This is a genomic window from Photobacterium makurazakiensis, from assembly GCF_050336715.1.
GTDB lineage: Bacteria > Pseudomonadota > Gammaproteobacteria > Enterobacterales > Vibrionaceae > Photobacterium > Photobacterium makurazakiensis.
On the sequence record NZ_JAKJSJ010000028.1, the window covers coordinates 1 to 25825 of the forward strand.

Annotated in this window: 24 protein-coding genes; 7 read left to right on the forward strand and 17 right to left on the reverse strand. The window is 41.9% G+C overall.

All coding sequences use genetic code 11. From position 1 onward, the window contains the following. Positions 1-183: 183 nt before the first annotated feature. The 3 genes from phnX to phnW all read right to left on the reverse strand — a co-directional run bounded on the left by phnX (position 184) and on the right by phnW (position 3567). Positions 184-996 carry a phosphonoacetaldehyde hydrolase gene (gene phnX, locus L4D09_RS13530; protein ID WP_428458039.1) on the reverse strand — a complete coding sequence of 271 codons (813 nt, stop codon included), beginning with the start codon at positions 994-996 and terminating at the stop codon, positions 184-186. Positions 997-1088: 92 nt separating this feature from the next. After that, the gene (locus L4D09_RS13535) at positions 1089-2459 is read right to left on the reverse strand and encodes an aspartate aminotransferase family protein (protein ID WP_428458040.1); all 1371 of its coding nucleotides are present in this window, start codon (positions 2457-2459) and stop codon (positions 1089-1091) included. A 4-nt stretch (positions 2460-2463) separates the two neighbouring features. Then, positions 2464-3567 (reverse strand): 2-aminoethylphosphonate--pyruvate transaminase, encoded by a 1104-nt coding sequence (phnW, locus tag L4D09_RS13540; RefSeq protein ID WP_428458115.1) that lies wholly within the window; start codon positions 3565-3567, stop codon positions 2464-2466. A gap of 295 nt (positions 3568-3862) precedes the next feature. Here phnW and L4D09_RS13545 point away from each other — a divergent pair, with 295 nt between their 5' ends. Beyond that, a complete protein-coding gene (locus L4D09_RS13545; RefSeq protein ID WP_428458041.1) occupies positions 3863-4876 on the forward strand; it encodes a putative 2-aminoethylphosphonate ABC transporter substrate-binding protein in 1014 nt (337 codons plus the stop codon). A gap of 119 nt (positions 4877-4995) precedes the next feature. Here L4D09_RS13545 and L4D09_RS13550 read toward each other — a convergent pair whose 3' ends face one another. Continuing rightward, positions 4996-5145, reverse strand: coding sequence for a hypothetical protein (locus L4D09_RS13550; RefSeq protein ID WP_428458042.1), 150 nt, complete (start codon positions 5143-5145; stop codon positions 4996-4998). 233 nt (positions 5146-5378) lie between these two features. Here L4D09_RS13550 and L4D09_RS13555 point away from each other — a divergent pair, with 233 nt between their 5' ends. From L4D09_RS13555 to phnR, 3 genes are all read left to right on the forward strand, one after another. After that, positions 5379-6470, forward strand: coding sequence for a putative 2-aminoethylphosphonate ABC transporter ATP-binding protein (locus tag L4D09_RS13555; protein ID WP_428458043.1), 1092 nt, complete (start codon positions 5379-5381; stop codon positions 6468-6470). 77 nt (positions 6471-6547) lie between these two features. Beyond that, positions 6548-8218 (forward strand): putative 2-aminoethylphosphonate ABC transporter permease subunit, encoded by a 1671-nt coding sequence (locus L4D09_RS13560; RefSeq protein WP_428458116.1) that lies wholly within the window; start codon positions 6548-6550, stop codon positions 8216-8218. A 162-nt stretch (positions 8219-8380) separates the two neighbouring features. Next, the gene (gene phnR / locus L4D09_RS13565) at positions 8381-9085 is read left to right on the forward strand and encodes a phosphonate utilization transcriptional regulator PhnR (protein ID WP_428458044.1); all 705 of its coding nucleotides are present in this window, start codon (positions 8381-8383) and stop codon (positions 9083-9085) included. Between the two features lie 87 nt (positions 9086-9172). Here phnR and L4D09_RS13570 read toward each other — a convergent pair whose 3' ends face one another. From L4D09_RS13570 to L4D09_RS13610, 9 genes are all read right to left on the reverse strand, one after another. After that, positions 9173-9340: a hypothetical protein gene (locus L4D09_RS13570; protein ID WP_428458045.1), complete on the reverse strand. Its 168-nt coding sequence runs from the start codon at positions 9338-9340 to the stop codon at positions 9173-9175. After that, positions 9337-10014, reverse strand: coding sequence for a DedA family protein (locus tag L4D09_RS13575; protein ID WP_428458046.1), 678 nt, complete (start codon positions 10012-10014; stop codon positions 9337-9339). Before L4D09_RS13575 ends, L4D09_RS13570 begins: the two co-directional genes overlap by 4 nt. Positions 10015-10546: 532 nt before the next feature. Beyond that, entirely contained in the window at positions 10547-11017 is a 471-nt protein-coding gene (locus L4D09_RS13580) for a hypothetical protein (protein WP_428458047.1), read from the reverse strand. A gap of 290 nt (positions 11018-11307) precedes the next feature. After that, complete coding sequence (locus tag L4D09_RS13585; protein WP_428458048.1) at positions 11308-13092, reverse strand: ABC transporter ATP-binding protein; 1785 nt, start codon at positions 13090-13092, stop codon at positions 11308-11310. After that, a complete protein-coding gene (locus L4D09_RS13590) occupies positions 13086-14849 on the reverse strand; it encodes an ABC transporter ATP-binding protein (protein ID WP_428458049.1) in 1764 nt (587 codons plus the stop codon). The genes L4D09_RS13585 and L4D09_RS13590 overlap by 7 nt, the downstream gene beginning before the upstream one ends. Continuing rightward, entirely contained in the window at positions 14842-15057 is a 216-nt protein-coding gene (locus L4D09_RS13595; protein WP_428458050.1) for a hypothetical protein, read from the reverse strand. Before L4D09_RS13595 ends, L4D09_RS13590 begins: the two co-directional genes overlap by 8 nt. Positions 15058-15347: 290 nt before the next feature. Further along, the gene (locus L4D09_RS13600) at positions 15348-17300 is read right to left on the reverse strand and encodes a DUF3732 domain-containing protein (RefSeq protein WP_428458051.1); all 1953 of its coding nucleotides are present in this window, start codon (positions 17298-17300) and stop codon (positions 15348-15350) included. Further along, a complete protein-coding gene (locus L4D09_RS13605) occupies positions 17297-17776 on the reverse strand; it encodes a three component ABC system middle component (protein ID WP_428458052.1) in 480 nt (159 codons plus the stop codon). The genes L4D09_RS13600 and L4D09_RS13605 overlap by 4 nt, the downstream gene beginning before the upstream one ends. After that, on the reverse strand, positions 17776-18894 hold the full coding sequence (locus L4D09_RS13610; RefSeq protein ID WP_428458053.1) for a hypothetical protein: 1119 nt from the start codon (positions 18892-18894) through the stop codon (positions 17776-17778). Before L4D09_RS13610 ends, L4D09_RS13605 begins: the two co-directional genes overlap by 1 nt. Positions 18895-19665: 771 nt before the next feature. Here L4D09_RS13610 and L4D09_RS13615 point away from each other — a divergent pair. Then, complete coding sequence (locus L4D09_RS13615; RefSeq protein ID WP_428458054.1) at positions 19666-20931, forward strand: ABC1 kinase family protein; 1266 nt, start codon at positions 19666-19668, stop codon at positions 20929-20931. Between the two features lie 34 nt (positions 20932-20965). Here the strand turns inward: L4D09_RS13615 and L4D09_RS13620 are convergent, their stop codons facing one another. From L4D09_RS13620 to L4D09_RS13635, 4 genes are all read right to left on the reverse strand, one after another. After that, the gene (locus L4D09_RS13620) at positions 20966-21586 is read right to left on the reverse strand and encodes a hypothetical protein (RefSeq protein WP_428458055.1); all 621 of its coding nucleotides are present in this window, start codon (positions 21584-21586) and stop codon (positions 20966-20968) included. 464 nt (positions 21587-22050) lie between these two features. After that, complete coding sequence (locus tag L4D09_RS13625; protein ID WP_428458056.1) at positions 22051-22638, reverse strand: TetR/AcrR family transcriptional regulator; 588 nt, start codon at positions 22636-22638, stop codon at positions 22051-22053. Between the two features lie 98 nt (positions 22639-22736). After that, a complete protein-coding gene (locus L4D09_RS13630; protein ID WP_428458057.1) occupies positions 22737-23396 on the reverse strand; it encodes a DsbA family oxidoreductase in 660 nt (219 codons plus the stop codon). A gap of 161 nt (positions 23397-23557) precedes the next feature. Beyond that, the gene (locus L4D09_RS13635; RefSeq protein WP_428458058.1) at positions 23558-24346 is read right to left on the reverse strand and encodes an AraC family transcriptional regulator; all 789 of its coding nucleotides are present in this window, start codon (positions 24344-24346) and stop codon (positions 23558-23560) included. 93 nt (positions 24347-24439) lie between these two features. Here L4D09_RS13635 and L4D09_RS13640 point away from each other — a divergent pair, with 93 nt between their 5' ends. After that, positions 24440-25447 carry a bile acid:sodium symporter family protein gene (locus L4D09_RS13640; RefSeq protein ID WP_428458059.1) on the forward strand — a complete coding sequence of 336 codons (1008 nt, stop codon included), beginning with the start codon at positions 24440-24442 and terminating at the stop codon, positions 25445-25447. A 136-nt stretch (positions 25448-25583) separates the two neighbouring features. Further along, the gene (locus tag L4D09_RS13645) at positions 25584-25817 is read left to right on the forward strand and encodes a hypothetical protein (protein ID WP_428458060.1); all 234 of its coding nucleotides are present in this window, start codon (positions 25584-25586) and stop codon (positions 25815-25817) included. Positions 25818-25825: the final 8 nt, after the last annotated feature.

Genomic DNA, 25825 nt, shown 5'->3' on the forward strand with positions numbered 1-25825 from the left:
TAATAGGCCTGAAGTTTTAATTTTTTAATTGGTTGTTATTATTGAAGTTTTTTATATTAAAGCAAATGCACCGCACCGTTTAGGAGCTTAATGTTATTCCGATGCACCAAAAAAGCCCTTTTGTAAATACGTGAACAAAAGGGCTTATGTATTTCATTTTGAATACGATTGAAAAGCGAAAGCTTAAGGGCGTTCGCCTGCAGATAAACGACGTTCAATATCAGCCACAACATCAGGAAAATCGGCAATGGTATCGATTTGATAATGCGCACCTGAGTGTGCAAATGCATCTTGTGCTTTCGCGCGAGATACGGTCAACATTGCATCATCAGCTTGTTCAAACTCAGCTTGGGTTAATCCAGCTTCATTGCCTGACAGTAATAATGCCACTGTCCACATACCAGCATTTAAACCTTCAGTAATGCCCGGCACGGAATCATCAACTTTAATACATGCTTTCACATCATCGACCTGAAGATCGATCATGTTTTTTAATACCATATAGGGTGCTGGACGCCCACCAGCAGGTAAGTCATCTGTCGCAACGGCGCAATCAGGACTATAACCATGCGCTTTTGCTGCTGGGATAAGCGCATCTAAAACTACCCGTGGATACCCTGTACAAGAACCAATCTTGATGCCTTGTTCACGAAGATCATCAATCACATGCTTTGCACCGGGGATTAAGTCGGCGTGTGCACCCACTTTGGCTACCTGCAATGGCATAAAGGTTTGGTAGATATTATCGATATCTTCTTTGGCCATAGGTTTGCCGAACTTTGCCAGCCAGCGTTCGGCAACTTCTGGGATTTCACCCACACATTTAATGTGATCCCATTTACCCAGCCCCATAGGTACGCGTGCTTCGGCTAATGAAATATCGAAATCATATTCACGGCGAAATGCCTCTACAAATATAGTGGTTGGCGCAAATGAGCCAAAGTCAACAACCGTACCCGCCCAATCAAAAATTACTGCCTGAACATGCTTCGTCATTTTATTCCCCTTATATTGAGATCATGTAGCGCTTTTTTGTTTAGCGCTAGAATCTATTATTCATTAAATTCGTTAGTGGATTATTTACTTGTTTACTTGTTTACTTCACTGATAGCTTGCTCAACGATTTCTAAAGCGCGATCTAAATCTTTGCGTTCAATGATCAGTGGTGGACTAAGCTGCAAAACGTTACCCTGTGACACTTTAAAGCTCAGCCCTAGTGCTAGGCATCGATACATAACTTGCTCGGCCTCTTTTAAAGCCCGCGTCTTGGCAGTTTGGCATGTCACTAACTCGACACCCCACAATAAACCGACGCCACGCACGTCACCAATAATTGGGTAACGCTGCTTCATTGCTTCTAGACGATCTCGCATATAGGCTTCATCGGTTTTTACTTTAGCCAGCAGGTTTTGCTGCTCGATTACTTCGATAGTCGCAAGGGCTGCCGCACAACCAATCGGGCTTTTTTCATGAGTGTAATGCCCTAAAGAAACATGCGATGCTGTGTTGTATTTATCTTTTGTGATCATCGCGGCAATAGGTACTACACCACCACCCAACCCTTTACCAATACACAAAATGTCAGGTTCAATACCAAACTCTTGGTAAGTGAACCAGTTACCGCTACGCCCCATACCATTAGGAATATCGTCAATGATTAGCAATACATTGTGCTTGTCACAAATTTCGCGAATACGCTTCCAATACGCTTTGCTTGGTACTTGCACGTCAGTATTGCGCACACCTTCAGCAATGAAAGCGCCAATACCACCTTCTTTTTCGATCACATACTCAAGGTAATCGGCATAATGCACATCGCTGCCGTCTTCTGTTGGAAAAGCACCACGATAGCTTACAGCTGGCGGAATACGTTCAACACCAGCCATTAACGGTCCCATGCCTTCACGGAAACAAGCTTCACCACCCACCGAAATAGCATCGAGAGAAGCACCGTGGAATGAATCCCACAATGAGACAACCTTGTAGTTACCCGTTATATAACGGGCAAGCTTTAAAGCCATTCCGATAACAGACGTACCACCAGGTGCAAACAGCACACGGTTAAGATCACCACCAGCAATTTCCGTCAGCTTCTTCGCACAATCAATCGCAGTTTGGTTGGTAAAACGACGAGGCGAAAAAGGCAACTCAGCTAACTGTCTTTGGATACGGTTCATCACATGTGGATGACCATAACCTAGCTGATGAACATTGTTGCCATGAAAATCCATGTACTTTTTGCCTGCAGCATCTTCAATATAGATCCCTTCAGCCCCCGTTAGTGCATCAAGGCAAGGCGTCGACATTGCTTGGTGTAAAAAGTATTGGCTGTCTTCTTCCAACATACGTTGCGTTTTTACATCAGAAATCGTGCTTTTCCATGTTTCACGTGCCGGGGTTATATTCGTATCCCCTTCGCTGCGTAAAGATTGATCGCTTAACGTATTTATATCTGACATTAAATTATCCCTTTACCCAGTACATCGAGGCTTCAATCGCGTCAATTAAGCGATGCATGTCGTCGTTGTGAACATCACCAATATTGCCAATTCGGAAACAATCCGCATTGGAAACTTTCCCCGGATAAATCACAAAGCCATTTTCTTTCAGCTGGTTATAGAATGTCTTAAAATCGTAATCAGCATGCGTTGGCGAATAAAAAGAGGTAATAATTGGCGAATGCAGCGACTTATCCAGTAAGCATTTAAAACCAAGCTTTTCCATGCCTTCAACCAGAATACGCTGATTTGTTGTGTAGCGGTGATGGCGAGCCTCAATTCCACCTTCCTCGTGCAATTCGCTCATGGCCTGATGGAAAGCACGTACTGTATGAGTTGGAGAGGTAAAGCGCCACTTACCATGATTATGTTCCATGCAGTGCCATTGATCATAAAGATCTAGCGATAACGAACGTGCAATGCCTTGGGATTTTTCCAATTCAGATTGCTTAGCAATAACAAAACCGAAGCCCGGTACACCTTGGATACATTTATTGGCGGAGCTGATCATAAAATCAATGCCAAGTGCACCAATATCAAGTGGGATACCACCGAAGCTCGACATCGCATCAAGGATCATGATCTTATTGCGAGATTTCACGACATCACAAACTGCTTCAACAGGGTTCAACATGCCCGTGGTGGTTTCACAATGTACCATCGCAACATGGGTTATCGTAGGGTCGTTATCTAAAACGTCAGCAACTTGCCCTGCACTCGGTTGGGTTATTTCACCTAGTTCAACAACGTGATAATCAATATTTAAGTACTGAGCAATTTGCCCGATTCGCTCGCCATAAGCACCATTATTAATGACAAGCAACTTACCGCCTTGCGGTATAACAGAGCCAATGGTCGCTTCAACTGATGCGGTACCGCTACCTTGCATCAATACACTTGTATAACCTTCAACATCTGTTGCTAGCGTAACCAGTTGCTGACGAATCACTTCAACGATAGCTTTGTTATAGTCATCGTCCCATGTACACCAATCTTTTAGCATCGCTTCTCGTACTGTACGACTCGTTGATAAAGGACCAGGGGTGAGTAGCAAATATTGATTATCCAAGTTTTCCATTCTCGATTCCAATGTTGGACTATACCAGATTGAGTTCACTATAAAGAGCGAGCAGGTTTCATGTAAACCCCCCAGAATTAGAATTAATAAAACCTTCATAATGAACGCAAATTATATTTATCCTTTATTTAGCTGCGATTTAAACTGTCAAATTTCACCCATAAAACTGTTAGAAAATTGAAATATTCAACACATTGAATTGTCATATTTACTGCATAGCATCATTCGTATTGAAATCATCTGGTAAAGACCAGTTAAGATACGTAACCATTCATGGAGAAGAACGATGAAAAACCGTTGGATTATTGCCCCACTGACTGCACTTGCAGCTATGACCGCGTCTTCAGCTTTTGCAGCAGAGGAACTAACGGTCTACACCGCATTTGAAACGGATATGCTGGCGAAATTTAAAACCGGCTTTGAACAAGCAAATCCGGATATCAAAATTAAATGGGTACGTGACTCAACAGGTATTATGACAGCCAAGCTATTAGCTGAAAAAAGCAACCCTCGCGCCGATGTTGTTTGGGGCTTAGCGGGTTCTTCTATGGCACTGTTGAAGAATGAAGGTGTTTTAAAAGCGTATGAACCAAAAGGACTAGAGCTCGTCCGTAGTAACCTTGTCGACCCACAGGAAGATAAAGCCTGGTTCGGTAACGATGCTTTCTTTAACGCCGTTTGCTTTAATGAAATCGTTGCCGAGCGACAAGGCCTGCAAAAACCAGAAACATGGGACGATTTACTGAAGCCTGAATACAAAGGCCATATCGCAATGCCAAACCCTGCGTCTTCTGGCACAGGCTACATGCAGGTATCAGCATGGATCCAATCAATGGGTGACGACGCGGCTTGGGATTATATGAGCAAGCTAGATAACAATATTGCGCACTATACTCACTCAGGCTCGAAGCCTTGTGTACAAGCAGGAATGGGGGAAGTCGCTATCGGTATTTCAATGGCAATCCGCGGCGCGACACTAAAAACCCAAGGTGCACCGATTGATATCATCATGCCTAAAGGCGGCGTAGGCTGGGAAGCTGAAGCGGTTGGTTTAGTAAATACACAATCAGATGCGGCGAAAACGTTGGTTGATTGGTCTATATCAAAAGAAGCCAACAAGCTTTATAACGAATTTTATCCAGTCGTTGGCCACAAAGACATTCAAGCCGCAGTGAAAAACTACCCAGATGTAGAAAACGCGATGGTTGATATGGATTTCGGCAAAATGGCACAAAGCCGTGAAGGCGTATTAAAAACATGGTCTGATAAGTTTGATGCGAAATCTGAACCTCGCTCATAATTTATTACCAATAAGCATCAAATGATAAAAGCGTGATGATAGTTTTATCATCACGCTTTTATTCTTTCATACAGCAATAACATTGACGACAGCACATTCTAAGAATACAAGCACACATACTAATGTGTCGGGGAAAATAGTATTTCTTTTGGACGTACCTGCTGCTCTTGTTGCTCTTGGTGGGCATCAAGTTTAGCGAGCTCTTTCTTCATTTCAGATAACTCACGCTCCATATAAGAGATGTTTCTAATCAGCATTTTTCTTTCCATGATTGAATCCTTATGAAATTTCTTCCGCTTCAGAATATCAACTTGAAAAAGATTATTTCGTGGCTATCTATTCAAATCACTTATTTTTAAACGACAAATAAACCGATATTCAGTATGCGTTAAGTATTATATGGATGTGTGATTTACGCCAATTTTTACCTGTCTTTTTTTCGTAAAGTGTATGTCATTGAAGTGTAACGCTGCTTCGTTACTTTTGGTATATACCAAAATTAATGAGTATTAACATGGAAACGTATCTGAAGATTGAAAATGTCAGCAAACAATTTGGTCAGTTCACCGCACTAAAAGATATCTCACTTGAGATCAATAAAGGTGAATTCGTTTGCTTCTTAGGCCCATCAGGCTGCGGTAAAACAACATTACTACGCGCCATTGCGGGTTTAGATCTGGCTTCATCGGGCAAGATCACTCAAAACAATAAAGAAATCACCTTTCTTTCGCCAGAAAAACGTGATTTTGGCATTGTATTCCAATCTTATGCTCTTTTTCCAAATTTAACGGTTGCCGAAAACATTGCACTTGGTTTACGTAACCAAGGTAAAGACAATAAAACGGTTGCCGATACTGTGAATACTTGGCTTAACACCATCGGCCTACCCGATTCAGGTATTAAATACCCAAACCAACTTTCTGGCGGCCAACAACAACGTATTGCACTTGCTCGTGCCTTAGCATTATCACCTGGTCTGTTATTACTTGACGAGCCATTATCGGCGTTGGACGCAAAAGTTCGCTCACACCTGCGTGAAGAGATCCGCCGTTTACAACGTAAACTCGGGATCACCACTATTATGGTCACCCATGACCAAGAAGAAGCATTAGCAATGGCCGATCGCATTGTTGTTATGAATCACGGCGTAATTGAACAAGTAGGCACCCCACAAGAGATATACCAACAGCCTGCCTCACGCTTCGTCGCCGACTTCGTTGGTAACATGAATTTCATTCCTGCTTCTGTCGTCAGTCAAAGTCAAATACGCATTGGTGAAACGCTTATACCAAAACCAGATGATGCGTTAGTACGCGGGCAACAATTTGAATTGGGACTTCGCCCTGAAGATCTTCACTTTATGCCGGTAGGCGAACACAGTGAATCAAGCTTCCCCGTTCAAATCGATGACTTAGAGTTTCAGGGGACGTTTGTACGTGCTGAATGCAAACTGCAAGGTGAATATAAAGGCGACAGCATTAAAGTCGACGTGCCTATTCGTGAGCTTCGCGAACTGGCATTAGAACGTGGCCATTTTCACTACGTGAATATGTCGAAAAAACATACTCACATTTTTCAAGCGGCTCAGTCATGATGGACACCGGAATGAATACGTTAGCTAATGAAAGTGCAAGAAGCACACGTCACCCGTTTTCACCTTATCGACTGGCAATGCTAAAAAATGCACTAAGTCGTGATAGCTTAATTTTGGCCWCCATTCTGATACTTATCATGGTTATCATGGGGCTTTTCGTGCTTGGTCCTTTAGCCGCGATGCTACAAAAAAGTGTGCTAAACAGCCAAGGAGACTTTGTTGGCCTTGCAAACTTCGCTGAATATTTCGCGTCTCCAGCACTGTGGTTATCACTTAAGAACACAGTCTTCATTGGTACCATCGTTACGGTTTGTGTCGGTGTGCTGGCTTTTGGTTATGCCTATGCGATTACCCGTAGTTGTATGCCATTCAAAGGGATATTTAGTGTATTAGGTGCAGCCCCGATCCTCGCTCCATCGTTGCTGCCAGCTATTAGTCTTATTTATCTCTTCGGCAATCAAGGCATTGCTAAAGACCTACTGTTAGGACATTCAATTTATGGTCCTATTGGTATTGCGATTGGTTTGATCTTCTGGACGTTTCCTCATGCGGTAATGATTTTAACGACCTCGTTAAAAACCTCTGATGCGCGTTTATACGAAGCAGCCAAAGCGCTGAATACCTCTCCTTTTAAGACTTTCTTTGTAGTGACATTACCCGCAGCTAAGTACGGTTTGATCAGTGCATTAATCGTTGTTTTCACCTTAGTTGTGTGTGACTTTGGTGTACCGAAAGTCATTGGTGGTAGTTATAACGTATTAGCGACAGACATATTCAAGCAGGTTGTCGGACAGCAGAACTTTTCAATGGGTGCTGTAACCAGCGTTATTCTTCTACTTCCTGCCTTACTGGCCTTCTTTGCCGATCGCTGGGTACAGAAAAAACAGCAAGGACTGTTTGATTCACGTTCAGTCGCCTATAGCCCAGAGCCCAATAAACTGCGTGATAGCCTGTGTTTTGTTTTCTGTAGTGTTATTTGCTTATCAATTCTTACTGTTATTGGTATGGCTATTTATGGCTCACTGGTTACCTTCTGGCCTTGGAACTTAACCCTCAGTTTAAATAACTACGACTTTGCTCAATACAGTACCTATGGCTGGGCACCGTATTTCAATTCCATCAAACTGGCTTCATGGGTTGCTGTCATTGGTACCGTGGTGATTTTCATTGGTGCTTATAGCATTGAGAAAGGCCGCGCCTTTGCGCCACTGCGTAACTTACTACAAATGATTGCGATTATTCCGATGGCAGTACCAGGCATGGTACTGGGTTTAGGTTATATCTTTTTCTTCAATAGTCCGACCAACCCACTATCAGTGTTATACGGCACCATGACAATCTTGGTGATAAACACGGTAATTCACTACTACACGGTTGGGCATATGACGGCATTAACGGCATTGAAGCAGCTACCTGCTGAAGTCGAAGCCATTTCTGCATCAATCAAAATGCCACAATACAAAGTGTTTTTTAAAGTTACCGTACCCGTTTGTATGCCTGCGATTTTAGAAATTGCGGTTTACATGTTCGTGAATGCAATGACCACAACCTCTGCCATTGTCTTCTTGTACGCCTCTGACACCATGCCTGCGTCGGTATCGGTGTTAAACATGGATGATGCGGGTCAAACAGGGCCAGCAGCTGCAATGGCCGTAATGATATTGTTAACCGCTGCAAGTGTGAAATTACTGCATGTCGGCTCAAGCCAACTGATTGATCGCTACACCCAATCTTGGCGTAAACGCTAGCAATTAGTGTCATTCGCACGCTATTCACCAAACGGTAATAGAAGTCTTTTAACGTTCTATTACCGTTTATTCATTGATACATAGGGTATAATGCCCATTCGATTACTCTCTTCACTCTTGATGAAGGTAATAATCGAATCTGCATTTTATATAGGGTAAATCGTGCAATATTTAAGAATCATGGAAGCCATTAACGAACAAATCGATGCTGGCCTTCTTGCCGCAGGTAATAAATTACCCGCCGAACGAAAATTAGCAGAGTCATTTAATACTACACGTGTCACGCTGCGAGAGTCATTGGCATTGCTAGAAGCCGAAGGAAAACTGTATCGTGAAGATCGACGTGGTTGGTTTGTCTCACCAGAGCCGCTGACCTATGATCCAACTTACACCACCAATTTTCCGGTAATGGCTGAAGAACAAGGTCGCAAGGCAAAAACAGAGCTCATAAACGCGCAATTAATACCTGCCAGTCGCCGCGCTGCATCACTGCTGCAAGTGCCGCCTCTATCTGAAGTATACCGTGTTGATCGTTTACGCTTTCTTGATGAGCGTCCTGTTGTGGTTGTCACCAACTTTATTTTGCCCAAATTTTTTCCTAGCTTGTTAGAAAAGAATTTCACTGAATCATTAACGGCACTCTATCAGCAAGAGTATGGGGTTATTTACTCTAAAACCCGTTATCGTGTGAGTACAACCTCTTTATTAGGCGAAACAGCACACCATCTTCGTGCAACTGCTGGCAGCCCAGCGATGTTGGTCGAGCGCTTGAATTACGACCAGCACGATAACCTAATAGACTGCGATCTCGAATACTGGCGTCATGATGCAATTTGTATCGAATCGATGGCGACATTAGATAAATAATCAAACGATCAATATCAATATCAATTAATGCTACCACTTACCCTTGAGCAAGGTCTGCTTACTCAAGGGCTTGAAAATCAACTCTTCTCACAGCGCTTCCGCTTGCTCCTCGTTCACCCCGTCAAGGTGAAATATATCAAGGCCTAACTCTACGGGCATATCTTCAAAGACAAAGATCCCATAGAAATAGAATAAAATAAATGCCACCCATCCAAGGCAAATCAAGAACATGATGGCTGTACTACTCTTACTCATCGCACTCTACCCTTGTCTTCAATAGGGGCTGTCGCCATATTCTTAGTGCGGATCATGCGGTATAGCAAACCAAAAACCGCTGAGGCCATTAAAATTAAACTGGTAAACACTAACCCTTTGATCAGAATAGCCTGATAGTCACTCAGCATTGGATTCAACATAACCCACTTACCTGCAAGTAACAGCAATAAACACCATATTAAGGAGCTACCGATATTGCTCAGCAACACCCGCCATGCACTCAGCTTGGCAATGCCCATTAACATTGGAGTCAGAACTCGAACAAAAGGGACAAAGCGAGAAGCAAACAGTGAAAGGAAACCATACCTATTCAGTAGATCTCGCGCTCTTTCTAACGTTCCATCAGGCAATATTCGTTCAAGCCAACTAACGAAAGCCGTTTTATGTAACACCCTGCCCTGCAGGTAGCCTATATAACCACCGATGGCTGCCGCCATGGTTAACACTGCAACGGTAGTATGAAAATCTAAAATACCAAGCCCTATCATTCCACCAGCAAACAAAACTAAACTGTCGCCAGGTAGTGGCAAAAAAACAAAACTCGACTCTAGAAATAGAACAGTAGCAAGTAAGAATATAAACCAGTTTAAAGAGCTAACTTGCTGCAACGTCTCAAAGTCATGGTGCCAGATCGCTAACAAAATCTCTTGCATAACCCACTCCATCATCAATAGCGATGTTAATAAAAAACATACGTACACAGCACTAGGCACATGCCTAGCACCAAAATAAAATTGCCATTACTCAAACATCAAGATGCCGTAAGGGTCACTAGCTTGATAGCAAGTGCATCCGAGTAACGCACTACCGAAAATTTTCATACCGGTATCCTGACTTCATCGCGATGAGAGGTACCTGAAATCAAATTGATCAGAACTCTCGACGATAAGTTCCCTTCACAACTATTAACCAAAGACTCAATACTGTATTTAGCTATTCCATAGTTTCGCCACTCAGGCTCTGACCAATAATATGTGGTAATGACATGGAGTACTAAAATAAGAACCGCAATAAATATAACGCTGCATTTCAAGGCGTTAAATTCTTCAAACGGTTGAATTGAAAAATGATTAAACAAAAAACCACCCTTTAACTTCACACGAACTGACATGAAAATACCGACGCTATCAATAAGCGCCTCACTTTCACCTAAAAAAGTTATTAGCTCCTTAATGGAGCTGTCAGTTAGCTAAAGCGGGGGTGGTTATGGCTGTATAACGTGTTACCGTCTTTCCAGCCAGAGAGCCGCGAAAGGCTTACAGAAACCCGACTTGTCCAGTGGGATTGTGTTTTAGGAAGAGAATCAGAAGTTAGTGCTATTTCGAGCAAAGGCGGCGGCAAGAATGCCATGACAAGGTCGTAATTAGGGGATATTCCAACACTAGCATATTGATCAGAACTCATTATGCGTCGTAGAGCATTAAGAATATATCCATCAGACATTTCATTGTTAACCGAGCGATCATCTTCTTGGGTTAAAGCAATAATGTCTAAGGGCTCACCTTGGAGCTGTCCGTTAACCATACACGGTTCACAGTCATTCGTTGTTAGTAAATATCCCACTTTATTAAATGTCACCTGCTCTTGTGCTATCGCGGTGTTTACACCAAACGATAGTACGAATAACACAACGACTGTATAAAAGTGTTTAATCAAGATCTAACTAACCTTTACCAATGATATTTCGGATTATAAATAACTTAAGTGCTTTGAACAGAAAAAAATCATATGTTGTGTTACAACGTATGTCCAATAAAAACACAAAAAAGAAAGATAGGCGCATTAGCGCCTACTGCTGCAAGACAATAACAACTTAAGTCGCCATCAAGATTATGACCCAGTACTTTTTCAGGCAATTGCTGTTGAAGGCACAATAAACATAGTAACCATCAAAGCCGACAACGGATTGCAGTAGTTTATGTACCTCCACATCAACTGCTATCAAATTAAGTTGCAGCGACTTTCAGCTCTTCCGTTTGCAGAATAGACTCGTTCAGCAAGCCTGCATATATACCGCTGTGGGCGACCAATTCTTGGTGGTTACCCCTTTCAACTATTTCACCTTGTTCTAGTACTAGAATGATATCTGAGTGCCGTACTGTGCTTAGACGGTGAGCAATGGCGATCACCGTTTTTTCTTTGAACAAACGCTGCATCGCTTTCTGGATCAGATCTTCGGTTATGGAGTCTACAGAACTTGTCGCCTCATCCAACATCATTACCTGGCCGCCCTGTGCAACAGCACGAGCAAATGAGATCAACTGAGTCTGACCTACTGAAAGGTTTGAACCATTTTTATCCAAACAGAAGTCATAGTTTTTAGGAAGTTGCTCAATAAAGTGATCGGCATAAACATACCGTGAAGCCTGCTCAACCTGCTCTCGAGAAATATCCTTCTTGCCCAAAGCAATATTGAAATGCACACTCTCTTCAAACAGATGAACGTCCTGCATCATCAGTGAAAATAGATGAGCACAATCCTCAATTGACACTTCAGAAAGCTCGATACCATTTAAAAGAATACTGCCTTCGTAATCTTGATACGTTTTTGATATCAAGCGCATAATAGTCGACTTGCCAGAGCCTGTTGAACCAACAAGCGCGATTTGATGCCCTCTTTCTAGAAAAAATGACACATTTTTCAGTACATAAGGGGAATCATCTTTGTAACGAAAACTAACATTTTTGAACTCAAGACTGACAAACTCGCTTAGCTGTTTTTCAACCTTATGTGCAGGCTGTAAGTTACGCCCTTCTTCTTCAGTTGGTTCAACAAAGAGTTCCTCAATATGGTCAAAAGCAGCAAACGAACTCTGAATAGATGCAATTTGGGAAGTAAAATCCCGTATTGGCACAAAGACCTTTTCCAATGTATTGATAAATGCAATCAATACACCCAAAGTTACCGTACCTTGAATGACTTGCCCGGAACCATACCAAATCATCAGTGCAACGGTGATTGAGGTAACACCGGAAATAAAGGCAAACAAAATGGCGTCATATTTATTGACCTTCTTTTGAGCTTTTAAAAACTCATCAGTAAATCCCTTATATTTAATTTCAACTTCTTCTTCGGCACGATAAAGCTGAACGGTTTTCACTCCTAGTAAGACTTCCTGTAAAAAACCAATACCACGTGCCAACGTCGAGCGTGTGACCTGATACAACGCCCGAAGACGATTACGAACATAGACAGTTAAGTACATCACCGGTGGCATAACAACCAAGACGATCAGTGTCAGCTGCCAGTCAATAAATAACATCATCACCAGTAACGCGATGGTATTGAGCGTGTCTTTCACCAATCCAACAATGGACTGAATAAACGTCTCACCAATAGTTTCCAAGTCACTCGTTAAACGAGAAAGTGTTACCCCTGTCGGTGTGTTATCAAAATAACTACGTGGCAACTTAAGTACGCGATCAACAAGCACCGAACGCATATCGGTAATTGTGTACTGACCGGTCTTGCGCAAGTTGTATGAATAGGTTGTATCAACAACATAGTTTGCAATAAGCACAATGAGCAGGAAGAAAATATATAGCAACAGTCCATCGGTATTCCCCTGCGACAGGTGAACATCAATGACCTGAATAATTAGCCAAGGGAACAATAGACTGGTGATCACAGTCAATGGAAGCATGCTAATACCAAGTATTGCGGAGCTTTTGTATTTTTTGGCAAACTTGAAAAAGTGCTTTAAATATTTAACATCAATGCCGTTTAACATGCTGCCGCCTCCGTTTCATTCTGTTGCAGTTGCCACGTTTCAAAATAATAAGGGCAAGTTTGTAATAGAGTGGCGTGATTACCTTTGGCAATAACCTTCCCTTCATTGAGCACGATAATTTCATCCATATATTCAAGTGCATTGACACGATGAGATACCACAAGCACAGACTGGTTATCCAATCGATCAAATAAACCTTCAAGAATTTTACGTTCGGTTTCGTAATCTACGGCCGACAGTACATTGTCCATAATGATCACATCACAAGGTTCAAGCAAAGCACGAGCAATACTCAAGCGTTGCTTCTGGCCACCAGATAGCATAATCCCCTTCTCACCAACCAATGTCTGATCACCATTTTCAAACCGGTAAACATCACTCGCCAATTGACTCAGTTCCAGTACTTCATCAACCTGAGCTTTAGCAATATCGGCATCTCGACTACCAAAACGAATATTCTCCTCTACGGTTGCAGAGAATAAATACGGATCTTGAGTCACTGTTTTTATATAACGGCGTAAATCCGTACGAGAGAACGTTGTCACGTCTGTATCGCCAATAAAAACAGTGCCCTCTGACACATCCAGATGGTGGTTCAGACAGTTCACTAGCGTCGTTTTACCAGCACCAATACTCCCCAATACACCGACTTTTTTACCAGGCGGAATATCAAAGCTGATGTTATCTAAAATTAAAGCTTCCTCACCCTGATAGCTGAAACTCAAGTTTCGAACTGAGAGGGTTTTGGCTTTTAACTTATCAACGCCTGATTGAGAAAGTAGTACTTCATCTTTTTTTGGCGTTTCAGCATTCAAAATGGTCTGTACACTTTCAATGCCAACCATACCGCGCTGATAAATGGTCGCTATTCGGCCTAATTGCATTAGCGGCATCGCAAGCAACACTGAATAGGTAAGAAAAGCTGTAATTTCACCAAGCGTGAGCTGCTGATTCATCAGCATATAACCGCCAAGACCAAGGATCATAATCTTCATCAAATCATTGGCATAATCCAATACCGGCATAAAATATACCTGTATGCGTGTGATCTGGATTCGGCAACGAAGTAATTGCTGATTAAGCTTTTCAATTTCGCCTTTCACCCAAGGCGACATTTGCTGGCTTTTAATCAAATCAATACCCGTTAAATAACTCATCAATTGAGCTGAGAGATTTTGCAAGCGATGCATATGCTCCATATGAAGCTTTTTCATCCGCTTAAAGCCAATCCGAAAAATCACGAAAGCAATTGCGATAGGAATAACCGAGTAAAGTGTCAGCTCTGGTGAGATGCGCCACATCCATAAAGGTGTTAACGAAAGCGCAAGCAAAGCATTAAAAAACTGCAGAAAACCGACACCAAAAAATAGACGGACACCATTCAGGTCATTATTAATAATTGAAATGAGTTTTCCCGACGCAAACTTTTCATGAAAACTGTTTGGCAAACGATTCAGCTTTTTCAGAAGAATGTTTTTTAATGCAGCCTCAGTGATTCGACCTGGGTTAAGCGCATAAATACGAGAAAAAATTCGAACCACCGTCATAGATACAGCCATCACCACAACAATGCCAACATACGTTTTAAGCTGTTGATGCTCGGCTGAAGATGCACTGTCAATCAGGTCTATCGACAGTTGAATATAGCGGGGAATTTCGACTTGAAGCCAGTTAACGAGAAATATGAAAACAATCGCAAGCATATATGATTTGCGATTCATACGCAGAAAATGCGCGATAAACTGTTTTTTAGTCATGTGACTCTTTCTTTCGAGGAGGTTCAATGCCGTAATGTTCAATGCAAGCTTTGACAATACAGTGGCGAGGGTCATCGATATCTTCTAATGCATCCAACAACCATTCAGGTAAACGTACCGGACGCGTTTTCTCACCGGGCTTGCGACCACAGCCCGGCCTTGAGCCGCCTCTGTTACCGCAACGGCGTTTTTCAGTGCTATCTTTCAAGGTAAGTCCAGATCCGATGTGAGTTTGATAAGTGTACACTTATCAAAGTAAAAAAGCATCTGATCTATAGAGTGAAGAGGTATGCAGGATCAGTTCGCTGGGTGATCACAGGGTTGTTAGCTAGAAGGAAACTCGTTTTTGGACATTTCCGTGTTACGATTTCTGGTGAATGTCGTACTCTCAGATAAATTTTGCTCGGGCATAAATAAAGGGCTGACCCCGAGCATTGTTAGCATTTATTTTATCGATGGCATTAGCAGTTAATTTTAAGGTGAAAAGTTGATATCACATTATATCAACTTTTGACCATTTGAAGACCATCTATATCTAACATACTGATCAAACTCAGGTTCATCTGCATGTTCTAAAACTATAATCTGTGGTTTAAATCCAATTTTTGGATCTCTTTCAAGTTCATTTAAGAACCGCTCAAAAACCTTGAATATATYTATTACTTGTTTAATATTCTCATCAACTTCATCTTCACCCAATATCTCTTGTTTATTATTAGAGGAAAATCTTCTTGTTACTTTTGGAAAGTATACCTGACTAGGTTGATCTAGTAATAATATTGCTGGTATTACAGAGTTTGAGCTTGAGGTTAGTTTTAAAATTGACAAGAAAACCGCTAGATGACAAGCTAACCAATTCGCACCACTACCCATTTCTGATAGTAGTATTTCTTGTTTTTTAAAGTAATAAGCGAATGTGAAATCTTCTGTTTTGAATTTCATTTCACCATTTCTTAAATCATCTTCAAAATCTAAGTCTTTTTTAAGCTCATTCATTGTCTCATTGATAAGAGCATTAGCCTCGGAAAATTTATGTTCAAGACCATAGCCTCGAATCAGTCCGATACAGGTTTCCAATTCCTCTTTCATAGTTGAAAGATCGTGATTAGTTTTTTCTAACTTTTGCCCTTCAATAAAGAACTCTAAGGTGTTCTCTATTCTTCCTCGAATATTGTTTAGTGAGTCCCTTATATCTAGATTATTTTTAACTCTAAATAATTTTCTTAATTGCCTAATTTCATTCTCTATATTAGCTACGACCTGTTTTTGCTTGTCTCGCTTTAAAAGTAATGAGTTAAGAGACTTGGAGCTGTCCTGTTTGTAACTACCAATTCGGGAGAGTTCATCAAGAAGTAACGCTCTAGAGCGATTAACCTCTTCCACTTTAGAAACAACACTGGTTACTGGTGTGCTACATAACGGGCAACTAACACTATTTTTAGATGCAGACTCATCTTGCGATACCTCTGCAAGGCGTGCCATCGAGTTGGAGTAATCTATTGACTCCTCCTCGTTTGCCTTAATAAGACTTATTAATTGATTACATTCATATAAATACGTTAGCTCTTTATCTTTTGCTTTCTCTAAGGCATTTAGCTGCTTATTGAAATCAACATTTTGTTCTACATTCAATGGTACAGAAGGCAGGTTTCTCGCTAAATATTTCAGCTTTTCCAGTGATGCATCTTCATCCAAAAATTTAAGATTTAAAACCCTATAGTACTGCCTAATTGGTAAAAGTAATTTTTCTCTTTTTTCTTGAATATCTAGCAGAGCTTTCTTTTCTTCTGTCTCTATCTTTTTTATTTGCTTTTCTAAATCTTCAGATCTTTTCTTCAATCTGTAGTATCTGCTATCAACCCAACCCATAAATATAGGAAACTGATCAATTACCGTTCTACTTTTAATGAAGTTGTCAAACCTATAAAACAAACTATGTTTATTAGCTATTAAATTTTGATGCTGAAAGAATAGTGAAGTAGCATTCCGAATTGAGACTTTCCCTTTCTTAAGTTTATAATCGTCATCATCATTCAATGATGTATCTTCAACCGATAATCCTAAGTGCTCTTCGAAGTCCTTTTGAACCTCTAGTCTAGTTCTAGTTTTTTTTGACTTAAAATAGTTAGAGTTAATTTCATCATCAACATTGAAATCAGCCGAATATTCAACAGAAAAATAACACTTTGTTGGTTGATTATTTGAGCGTCCAATGATTATCTTTTTACTGTTGTGTTCAAATACACAACAGAATATATCTGTGAAATCAGTAACTTTTCCCACAGGGATTGTAGAGCGCTTTGAAAACAAACAAAAATCTACAATCTCTATTAAAGCACTTTTACCTGTTTTAGAGTCACCTGTTATTATGTTTAACCCTCGATCAAGGCCAAGACGTTTCAAATCACCATTATGACCAATGAGAATTATATTTTTTAAAAAAGCCTTCATATATTTGTGACCCTGGATTTAAGAAGAACATTAACATATCCTTCTTTTGCAAAAATAATACCTAAGTTATAAGATGCCTTTAGAAACTCTTTTTTATAGTCATTTGTTATTGATGTTTTTTCTAAATTATTTCCATTCAAAATGAAAGAATCAATTATAGTTTCACAAATTGAACTGAGATAGATTACCCCATAATTTGTCACAGACTTTGAGTATTGAACTTTATCATTTATAAAAAACAATCGTTCTTTAATTTCATCATCTTTTAGAAATGCAGTTTGAAATGTACTACTAGCATTAGACCTACTCAGTTTCCCCCTTAAAACATCATCCATAACAAAAGGAACAACAAGATAAATCAACTCAAACTTTGCGCCTCGTTCATCAATTCGCCTAGCTCCTTCAATAAATGAGTATAGTATTTCAGCAACAAAAGAGGGAGAATACTTCAAATCTCTAATAACCTGAGGATTCATTAGTCAACATCCTCTTTACTATATTTCCAAGTATAAGAGGTGTTATCAATAGCTTCGTGTACTTTACCTCTCATGAAGTAAGGTTTCGTACCACTTACCTCAGGCACTTCTAACACCGAACTATTATGAAATTCAAAATATGCTTCACGAGCTGCCTTGTTAGATTTAGATGTACCTAAATCTTCATAATCTATTTCATAGGCATATTGTCTTTTATACCCTGTAGCTTTCTCTACTGCATCTACTAAATAGTTATCAATAATTTCGGGCATAATGTCTGGTTTAAGATCTACAAGGCTCTCTTCACTGTTTTTAGCTTTGAAGTAATCATTGAGGGCAACACCTCTATCCCTGCCTTTCAAACCAATATCTCTATACTCTAATAAAAACAAGTAACCGTCAGCATGCTGCTGCTCCGTGTCATACTCAGTGCGGTCTACAGGAAAAGGAATGCTATCTCCACTCCAACTGTTAACTTGAAACTGAAAAGCATCATCAAAATCATTGATATTAACCTTCCAATGTCGGCGGTCTACGATTGCATTTTTATTAACGTATGAGTATATCCAATGGAAAATGCTTTCTCTGTATTGCTCTAACACGCACTTCAATTTGCGAGCTTCCAATAAGCTCTTCCATTTCTCTTCTACATGTTCCCGAGATTGGTCAATTGTAAATCTAGACAATATTCTCAATAGCTCAGCATCCGATGCATCTTCAAAAATTTTGTCATAGAGAGGCTTAATCGAAGATGATGGTACGTGAGACTTTATGATGTTGAGTTTTTCATGGGCACTTCGTGTGTTCCAAGCATGAAATATTGAGCTATCGGAAACAAAAGATGTCGTGTGTAATACAATTTGCTCAAACATAGATGAGTCTTCAACCACCAAGTTCTTCAAAGTATTCCAGAAATCTTTTGAGTTACTAGCTAAGTTATGTTCTTCTAGATGGTGTTTTACCTCTGTGAACGTCTTACCATCATAGACATCCCCAAAGCACTCTATCCAGATAGTCTCATTCGGTTTTGCATCAAAGCACTTCTCAATGGCGATTAAGACTTGGTAAACATAGCCTAAATACTTTGGTGTAGCGTTGTTGGCAAAACCTTCTGTCATCCTGTCGATTACTCCTAGATTTACTCTACCTTAACTTCGCGCACTGGGAACAACTCGCGATCTCGTTATGTTCTTAAAACTGATTTCACCACCATACCAGGTCGAAGCAAATAAAATCACCATAGTTACCATACGGTTAGAAAGGATTTATTTTGTACAAATACTCCATGAATGCAAGTAAAACCTGTTAAATATTGAGCGGTGTAGTTATGAGACTTTGTAAAAAGGGCTACGCCTGTACGATTTTTACACAGCCGAAGGGAAGCTATTAAAAATCACGGGGTCAGGTCTTGCCTTTTGACTCTTATTACTTTTTGTATATCAAAGTTGAATGAGCATCATTGTGTGATTTGGAGGCGTAACTCATTTTGGGGCAAAAGCGAGCCAGGTTCTACTCACACTGAGCTGCAAACTTATCATTGCACAGAATGATTGTGTGGCTAAAAGATAATGAAGGTAGATACTTTATTGCGGTGGACACTCATATACAACGAGTCTGCAACAGGACTGGATATGCAAAGGGCAAGAMGGTTGAAGATACTGAACAAAGCATTATCAGATTAACTTCAAGGGCCCATTCCTAACCTACTTATCCAACAGCTTGAACTCCAATCGACAGTTCGCGGATGTTGCTCTGCATTTTTCTGTTGTTGAGCAAGCGGCTCTACTCATAGATCCTCTAATATTAGGAGAAGGGGATATTTCTAATGTTGGAGGTCATGTAACGGTATGGCTAGAGAGATACCGGTTCCGATAAATCGAGCCAGCCGCTTGCTGAAGATCGGCCGTCTGCTCGGAGGGGTTGCCGTGCAGGTGCTCAGGGATGGCGCATCGGCCTTGACTGATAGCAAACCACTCAAAGCAAACGATTTACTGCTGACACCGGCCAATGCCATGCTGCTGGCGRACAGGTTGTCTGAGATGCGCGGCGCAGCGATGAAGGTCGGCCAACTGCTCTCGATGGAGGCGGGTGAGTATCTTCCTCCGATSCTGACCGAGATTCTGGCGACCCTGCGTGAGAACGCGCATCCCATGCCGCAGGGTCAGGTGGCGCAGGTGCTGGAAGGCGCCTGGGGTAAGAAGTGGGAAGATGATTTTAAGCAGTTTTCATTCACACCTCTTGCTGCTGCTTCCATCGGACAGGTGCACGAAGCCACCACCAAGGATGGTCGGCATCTGGCGATCAAGGTGCAGTACCCCGGAATTCGAAAAAGTATCGATAGTGACGTCGACAATGTTGCGGCACTGTTCAATCTATTGCGCCTGATTCCAAGGGACTACGACATCACGACACTGCTTAAAGAAGCCAAACAGCAACTCCACCAAGAAGCCGATTACTGCGCCGAGGCGGATAGTATCGCCGAATACAGGCGTTTTATTGGCGAGGATTCCGATTTCGATCTTCCGGCTGTGGACAGATCACGAACCACTTCTRATGTGCTCACAATGTCTTTCGTCACCGGGGCTCCTATCGAAACTCTGGTGAATACACCGATCGATGTGAGGAACCGTGTTGCGACGCGACTGCTGTCTTTGSTGCTGAGGGAGGTGTTTGAGTGGGGCCTGGTACAGACCGACGCTCAATTTGGCAATTACCGGTACCAGGCAGAGCAGGACCGTATAGGGCTCCTTGACTTCGGTGCCACCCGACACTATTCCGATGATTTGGTTGACGCTTTCCGCCGTTTGATGAAGGCGGCTACAAAAGGCGATGTTTCTGCCATTGAGAACACTGCTGTAGAGTTGGGTTATCTGCGGAAAGGTGAGTCCATACCGTATCGTCGGGGGTTATACGAGATGATCTGTGCGGTTGCCGAGCCGGTTCGATACCAGGGGGGATTTGATTTCGGCACCTCCGACCTGTCMCGGMGGGTCGTGGAATTAGCCGTCTCCCTACGGCTGAATCAGCGTTATATGCACCTGCCGCCTACTGATATGCTGTTTCTACACCGAAAGATCGGAGGGACTTATCTACTTTGCGCCCGTCTACGGGCACAGGTCAACGTAAACCGTTTGGTCGCGCCTTACATCCAGTAAGCTTTGCATCACTTATACAACAATAGATGTAACTTCAATGGGGATCCGTTGAGAACCAGAAGGTMACCGACCGTTCAGCTCTTGTTAGAAGGGCCAAAAGTCGAGCATGCGCTTGAGATTGTTGCAGGCTTTCATCCCGGCACCATGTTCGCAAAGTCGCTAAAAAAATACCCGTCAGGACAACTTCTTCGATCTGTCTGCGCCGGCCGCCTGCATGCAGTCCGGCCGCTTCACGCCAAAATTGAACCAGACGTGACAAATCAAARATCATGGGTACCCAATGGTGAACGTGAGGTAGATGAAGTTTGGCCCCCAACATCTGAGTAGTTACCCGGTGACGGGGGGCGAGAGCCTCAAACCAGCGCCAAATAATATACTCCAGCCTCTCTTTGACCGGCAACACCTCAATGCCCTCAAGATCCGCAGYCAGCATGRCTTCAAGCGCACGTGAAAACCAAGCATTAGCGATAGCATTGGTATCCGCGTAGTAGTGACGTATATGGTTAACGGAGGTGCCGAAGTATTTCGCCAGTTCCACAAAGCTAAGGTTGGACCAGTCATCCCGCTCAGCCGCCATCTCCAGCGCAGCATCGAGTATGCGATCAAATTCCAAAGCTTTAGGAATCTGCCCTYCATTTCGCGAACCTGTAGCCATTACACCGCCCTAAGTAAGAGAAGTTGATGTTGATGRTCTTGTAAGCTTTCTCCTAGCTTTTAAGCATCGTTTGTAAGTATAGGTCAGCTCAGAGGTTCCTATTAATCGTTATTTATTTGAACTAATWGTATTATTTCCAGATTTTCAATTTAAGAAAAAAAACTGTGAAGGGGGGGGTGAGTTTTTGAGACTGACAATAGCCGATAGAGCTGAACATAAGCTTTTCTATCGGAAAGCAAATGCAGTAAATCGCAAATGACTCAGAGGCTAAAAAGCTTTGGGGCAGAGATGATTTACGAAACATCTTGTTTCGCAATTTAGCCAACAACCTGTTGACCAAATTATTCTTATGAAGGTTTACTGCTATTTAAACACGTTTTGGGGCAAAAGTGCGTTAGGTCAAACGATCAGCTTCGGTGGCGAGGTGCGACTTAATCTGCTCTCCCATTACGACTTCAATAAACTCAACCTGCTAGCTCACAGCTAAACATATTATCAATTAGCTGTTCAACAGCCGAAGTATTACCAGTAGTACGAAGATAAGTTCGTAAGCCCATAATTTGAATTTGGACGTATTTAGCGAGTTGATGCGGATCTTTCGACTTGTCTAACTCACCTTTTTCAATGGCTTCTTGAAGGACATTAGCAAACGCATTTTCAATATTGGCGAGAAGGTGTTTCGCCTCTGTGAGTAGATCCTCCTGCTCCTCGGTTAGCTCCGCGATGGTTTTCACCAGCATGCACATACCATTTGGAGCTGTTTGCTGGCTATCAAGTACCGCTTTTTTTATGAATATTTTCAGGGCGTCGAGTGGTGAGTCGGTGTCAGCTCGGCATGCGTTAAGGAGATCTTGGCTAATGCTTGCGTAATGTTTAATCGCTTCTTTGAATAAGTTTTCCTTGCTACCAAAAGAAGCATAAATACTACCGGGACGCATATCGATGACATCCTGTAGATTTCTCATGGAAGTGCCGTGAAAGCCTTTTTCCCAATACAGGTTAGTGGCTTTCTTAATGACGTCATCGCGGTTGAATTTCGCAGTTTTTGCCATGATGTAGTATTCCTCTCCAGCAGCTATGAACGGCCGTTCAATTGTAACCTGAGCGGCTTTTGAGTTCTAGCTGATACAAGTAGGCAGGGCTAATGAGGCTATTGCTCTGAGGCAAGCTCGGTAAGCACTTGCTTGAGTACTTGTTTATAAGTTTCAACGGTTTGTGCCCCAGCAAGAGCGCTTTCTCGATTAATAACAACCGTTGGTACGGCTGAAATACCCAGTTGTTGCCAATAGGCTTCTTGATTGCGTACTTCTTCACCAAATGCATGGTCTTCAAGTCTTCTAACGGCTTCATTGATATCTAGACCAACCGTTTGAAGCTCTTGAAGTAACGTGTCTCTCTTAGAAATATCTTTATGCTCACTGAAGTATGCATTAAAGAGACGTAATTTAAGTTCGGTTTGATTGCCTGATTCTTTGGCGAACTCTAGCAAAACATGTGAATCCAGTGTGTTAACCATTCTCATATCGTCAAAGAAGTCGAATGTGAATCCGTGCTCTGCCCCTGCTTGAGTGATCCTAGTTCTTGCTTGCGCACTTTCTTTGGCACTAGAACCGTATTTTTTCATAATATGTTCACGGAGGTTTTCACCCTTTGATGGCATATCCGGATTAAGCTCAAATGGCTGCCATTCAATTTCGACTCTATCTTGAAGGCCAAGCTCAGAGATAGCGGCTTCTAAATGTTTATAGCCGACTGCACACCATGGGCAAACCACGTCGGAAATAATGTCGAGTTTAATTTTTTCAGTCATGATGTTTTCTCTTTGTAATGGTTTGATTAGGGCTTTTCCCATTGACTTGAGATAACTATAGAATTGATTGAACGACCGTTCAATCGTTTTTTGAGCAAGTGTTTAAAGATGAATTCCAGAAATGTTATTTAATTAAGTGATAGCGATTAAGGAATATAAAATTAGACTTGGCGAAAATATTTCCCCGGCGTTGCACCAAACTGTTTTTTGAACACAGAGACGAAGGCTGATACGGAATCGTAGCCGCACTCTAATGATACTTTTGTTACAGGGTCACCATGCTCGAGTTGGCTCAAGGCTTCTAATAATCTTAGTCGTTGTCGCCATTGTTGAAAGTTAAGCCCAGTTTCTTGTTTGAACAAGCGGCTGATACTTCTACCAGATAAACCCACTTGTTCACCGAGTTGCTCAATATCGGTTTGCTGAGCAATATCGGCTTGTAGCCTTTGTGCGATAGTGAGCAGGCGCTTGTCGCTTGGCATGACGAGTTGTGTGGTGGCCGTTGGCAGCAAAGAGATCTGATCGATCAGTACTTGGACTAAACGACTATCTGTGCCATTAAGAGTGTAATGACTATCAAACTGGCAAAATTGTAAGACCAGCTCTCTTACCAATGGCGATATGCTACATACCCTTGGCTGGTGCCAGCTCGCTTCATTGAGAAGATCTGATGAAATATATAAGCTACGCATTTGTGCTGCGCCATTGGAAATAACCCGGTGGTTTACGCCTTCTGGTATCCAAATAGCATATTGTGGTGGCGCTACATAGTGACCATCTTGAGTGTGCACAACCAATATACCCTCAACAGCATAGGACCATTGGCCCCAATGGTGGGTATGCCATTGAGTGTGGCTGCCAGAGTCATCCCAGTTTTCAACACGAGCATAGACCGGACGCGGCAACGTTTTGAACGTGGGTATAGGGCGTTCTTGTCTGGTATGCGACATATTATGACTTATTTGCGATAGCAGGAAGTGATGTTTAGCGTAACCTATTGTGTAATGGATGCCAACATGACGTCAGGGACATGTTGACACAATATGATCACAAGTAGGTGCAAAGTGCTAGGTAAGATAGTTCAGTATTTTAAGAAAGAATGGTTTTTAAGCGGTATGTTAATGGCAATCGTACTGGCTGTTATTATGCCCACTGTTGGGCAAACAAACGGTCTATTACACCTTGATAAAGTAACCGCGCTAGGTATTGCGTTAGTATTCTTTTTGCATGGGGTAGGGCTATCGCCTCAAGCGATTAAGCAAGGGGTGAAAAACTGGAAATTACACCTATTTGTTCAGAGTGCCACGTTTATTGCTTACCCTCTGCTATGGCTTATCTTTGGCTCAGCATTTCATGCCATGATGCCTGCCGCACTGGCATTTGGCTTCTGTTACCTTTTTGTTTTGCCAAGTACTATCTCCTCTTCAGTAGCAATGACCAGTGTCGCCAAGGGTAATATTCCGGGTGCGATCTTTAATGCTTCATTATCGAGTTTGCTGGGTGTCGTGATCACGCCGCTTCTTATCCAAGTTTTCATGGGTATGGAAGGCGTGCAAATGGACATTCTGGCAACGGTAAAATCTATCGCAACCATGCTGTTGCTGCCAATGGTACTGGGTCAACTAGCACGTTCAGCCCTAATGAAGACACTGGAGAGACATAAAGCCATCATCAATAAAATCGATAAGTGGGTCATTTTGATGATTGTGTTCAACGCATTCAGTGATTCAGTGGTTGATGGAATATGGCAAGATTTCGCGCTTTCGACATTGTTACTGACGTTAGCACTTACTACCGTGATTTTGCTGGTAGTCGTACATAGTATGCAGTGGTTTGCTCGTCGTGCTGGCTTTAGCCGTGAAGACGAAATTGCTGCAGTGTTTTGTGGTACCAAGAAAACACTGGCAGCGGGTGTACCCATGGCAAAAGTAATATTTGGTGCCAACCCAATGATAGGCATGATATTGCTGCCTATTATGTTCTACCATCAAATTCAGATTTTTTACTGTGCTATTTTAGCGAATCGCTATGCGAAAGAGGAAAGAGAGTAATACGGTTATGGTCGCTGCTTAAAAGGTAAGCATTGAGAGGTTTGCACTAAAATGCCTTTAAATATAAAATACTGTTTTTTATTTTCAAGGTAATAGTACACCAGCAACAAATCATCGGTGTGGTATTGGTAAGTTTATGAATATTTTGAAAAACCTTTTTATGATTGCCTTTAACGTGGTTATTACTGTGTTGATCCTCGCTGGGATGGTGATGGCCACGATTTCACTAGAGAATCAGTTTTACCCTGTCGATGAATATTTCCATTATGTAAGCTCTTTTTTGATGCAGGCGGTGATCATCATTCAAATTTTCAGAGTTGGTTTTAAGTATATTTATCGACCAATTAAAGAAAGTAAGCAGCATCGTTGATTGTTTGA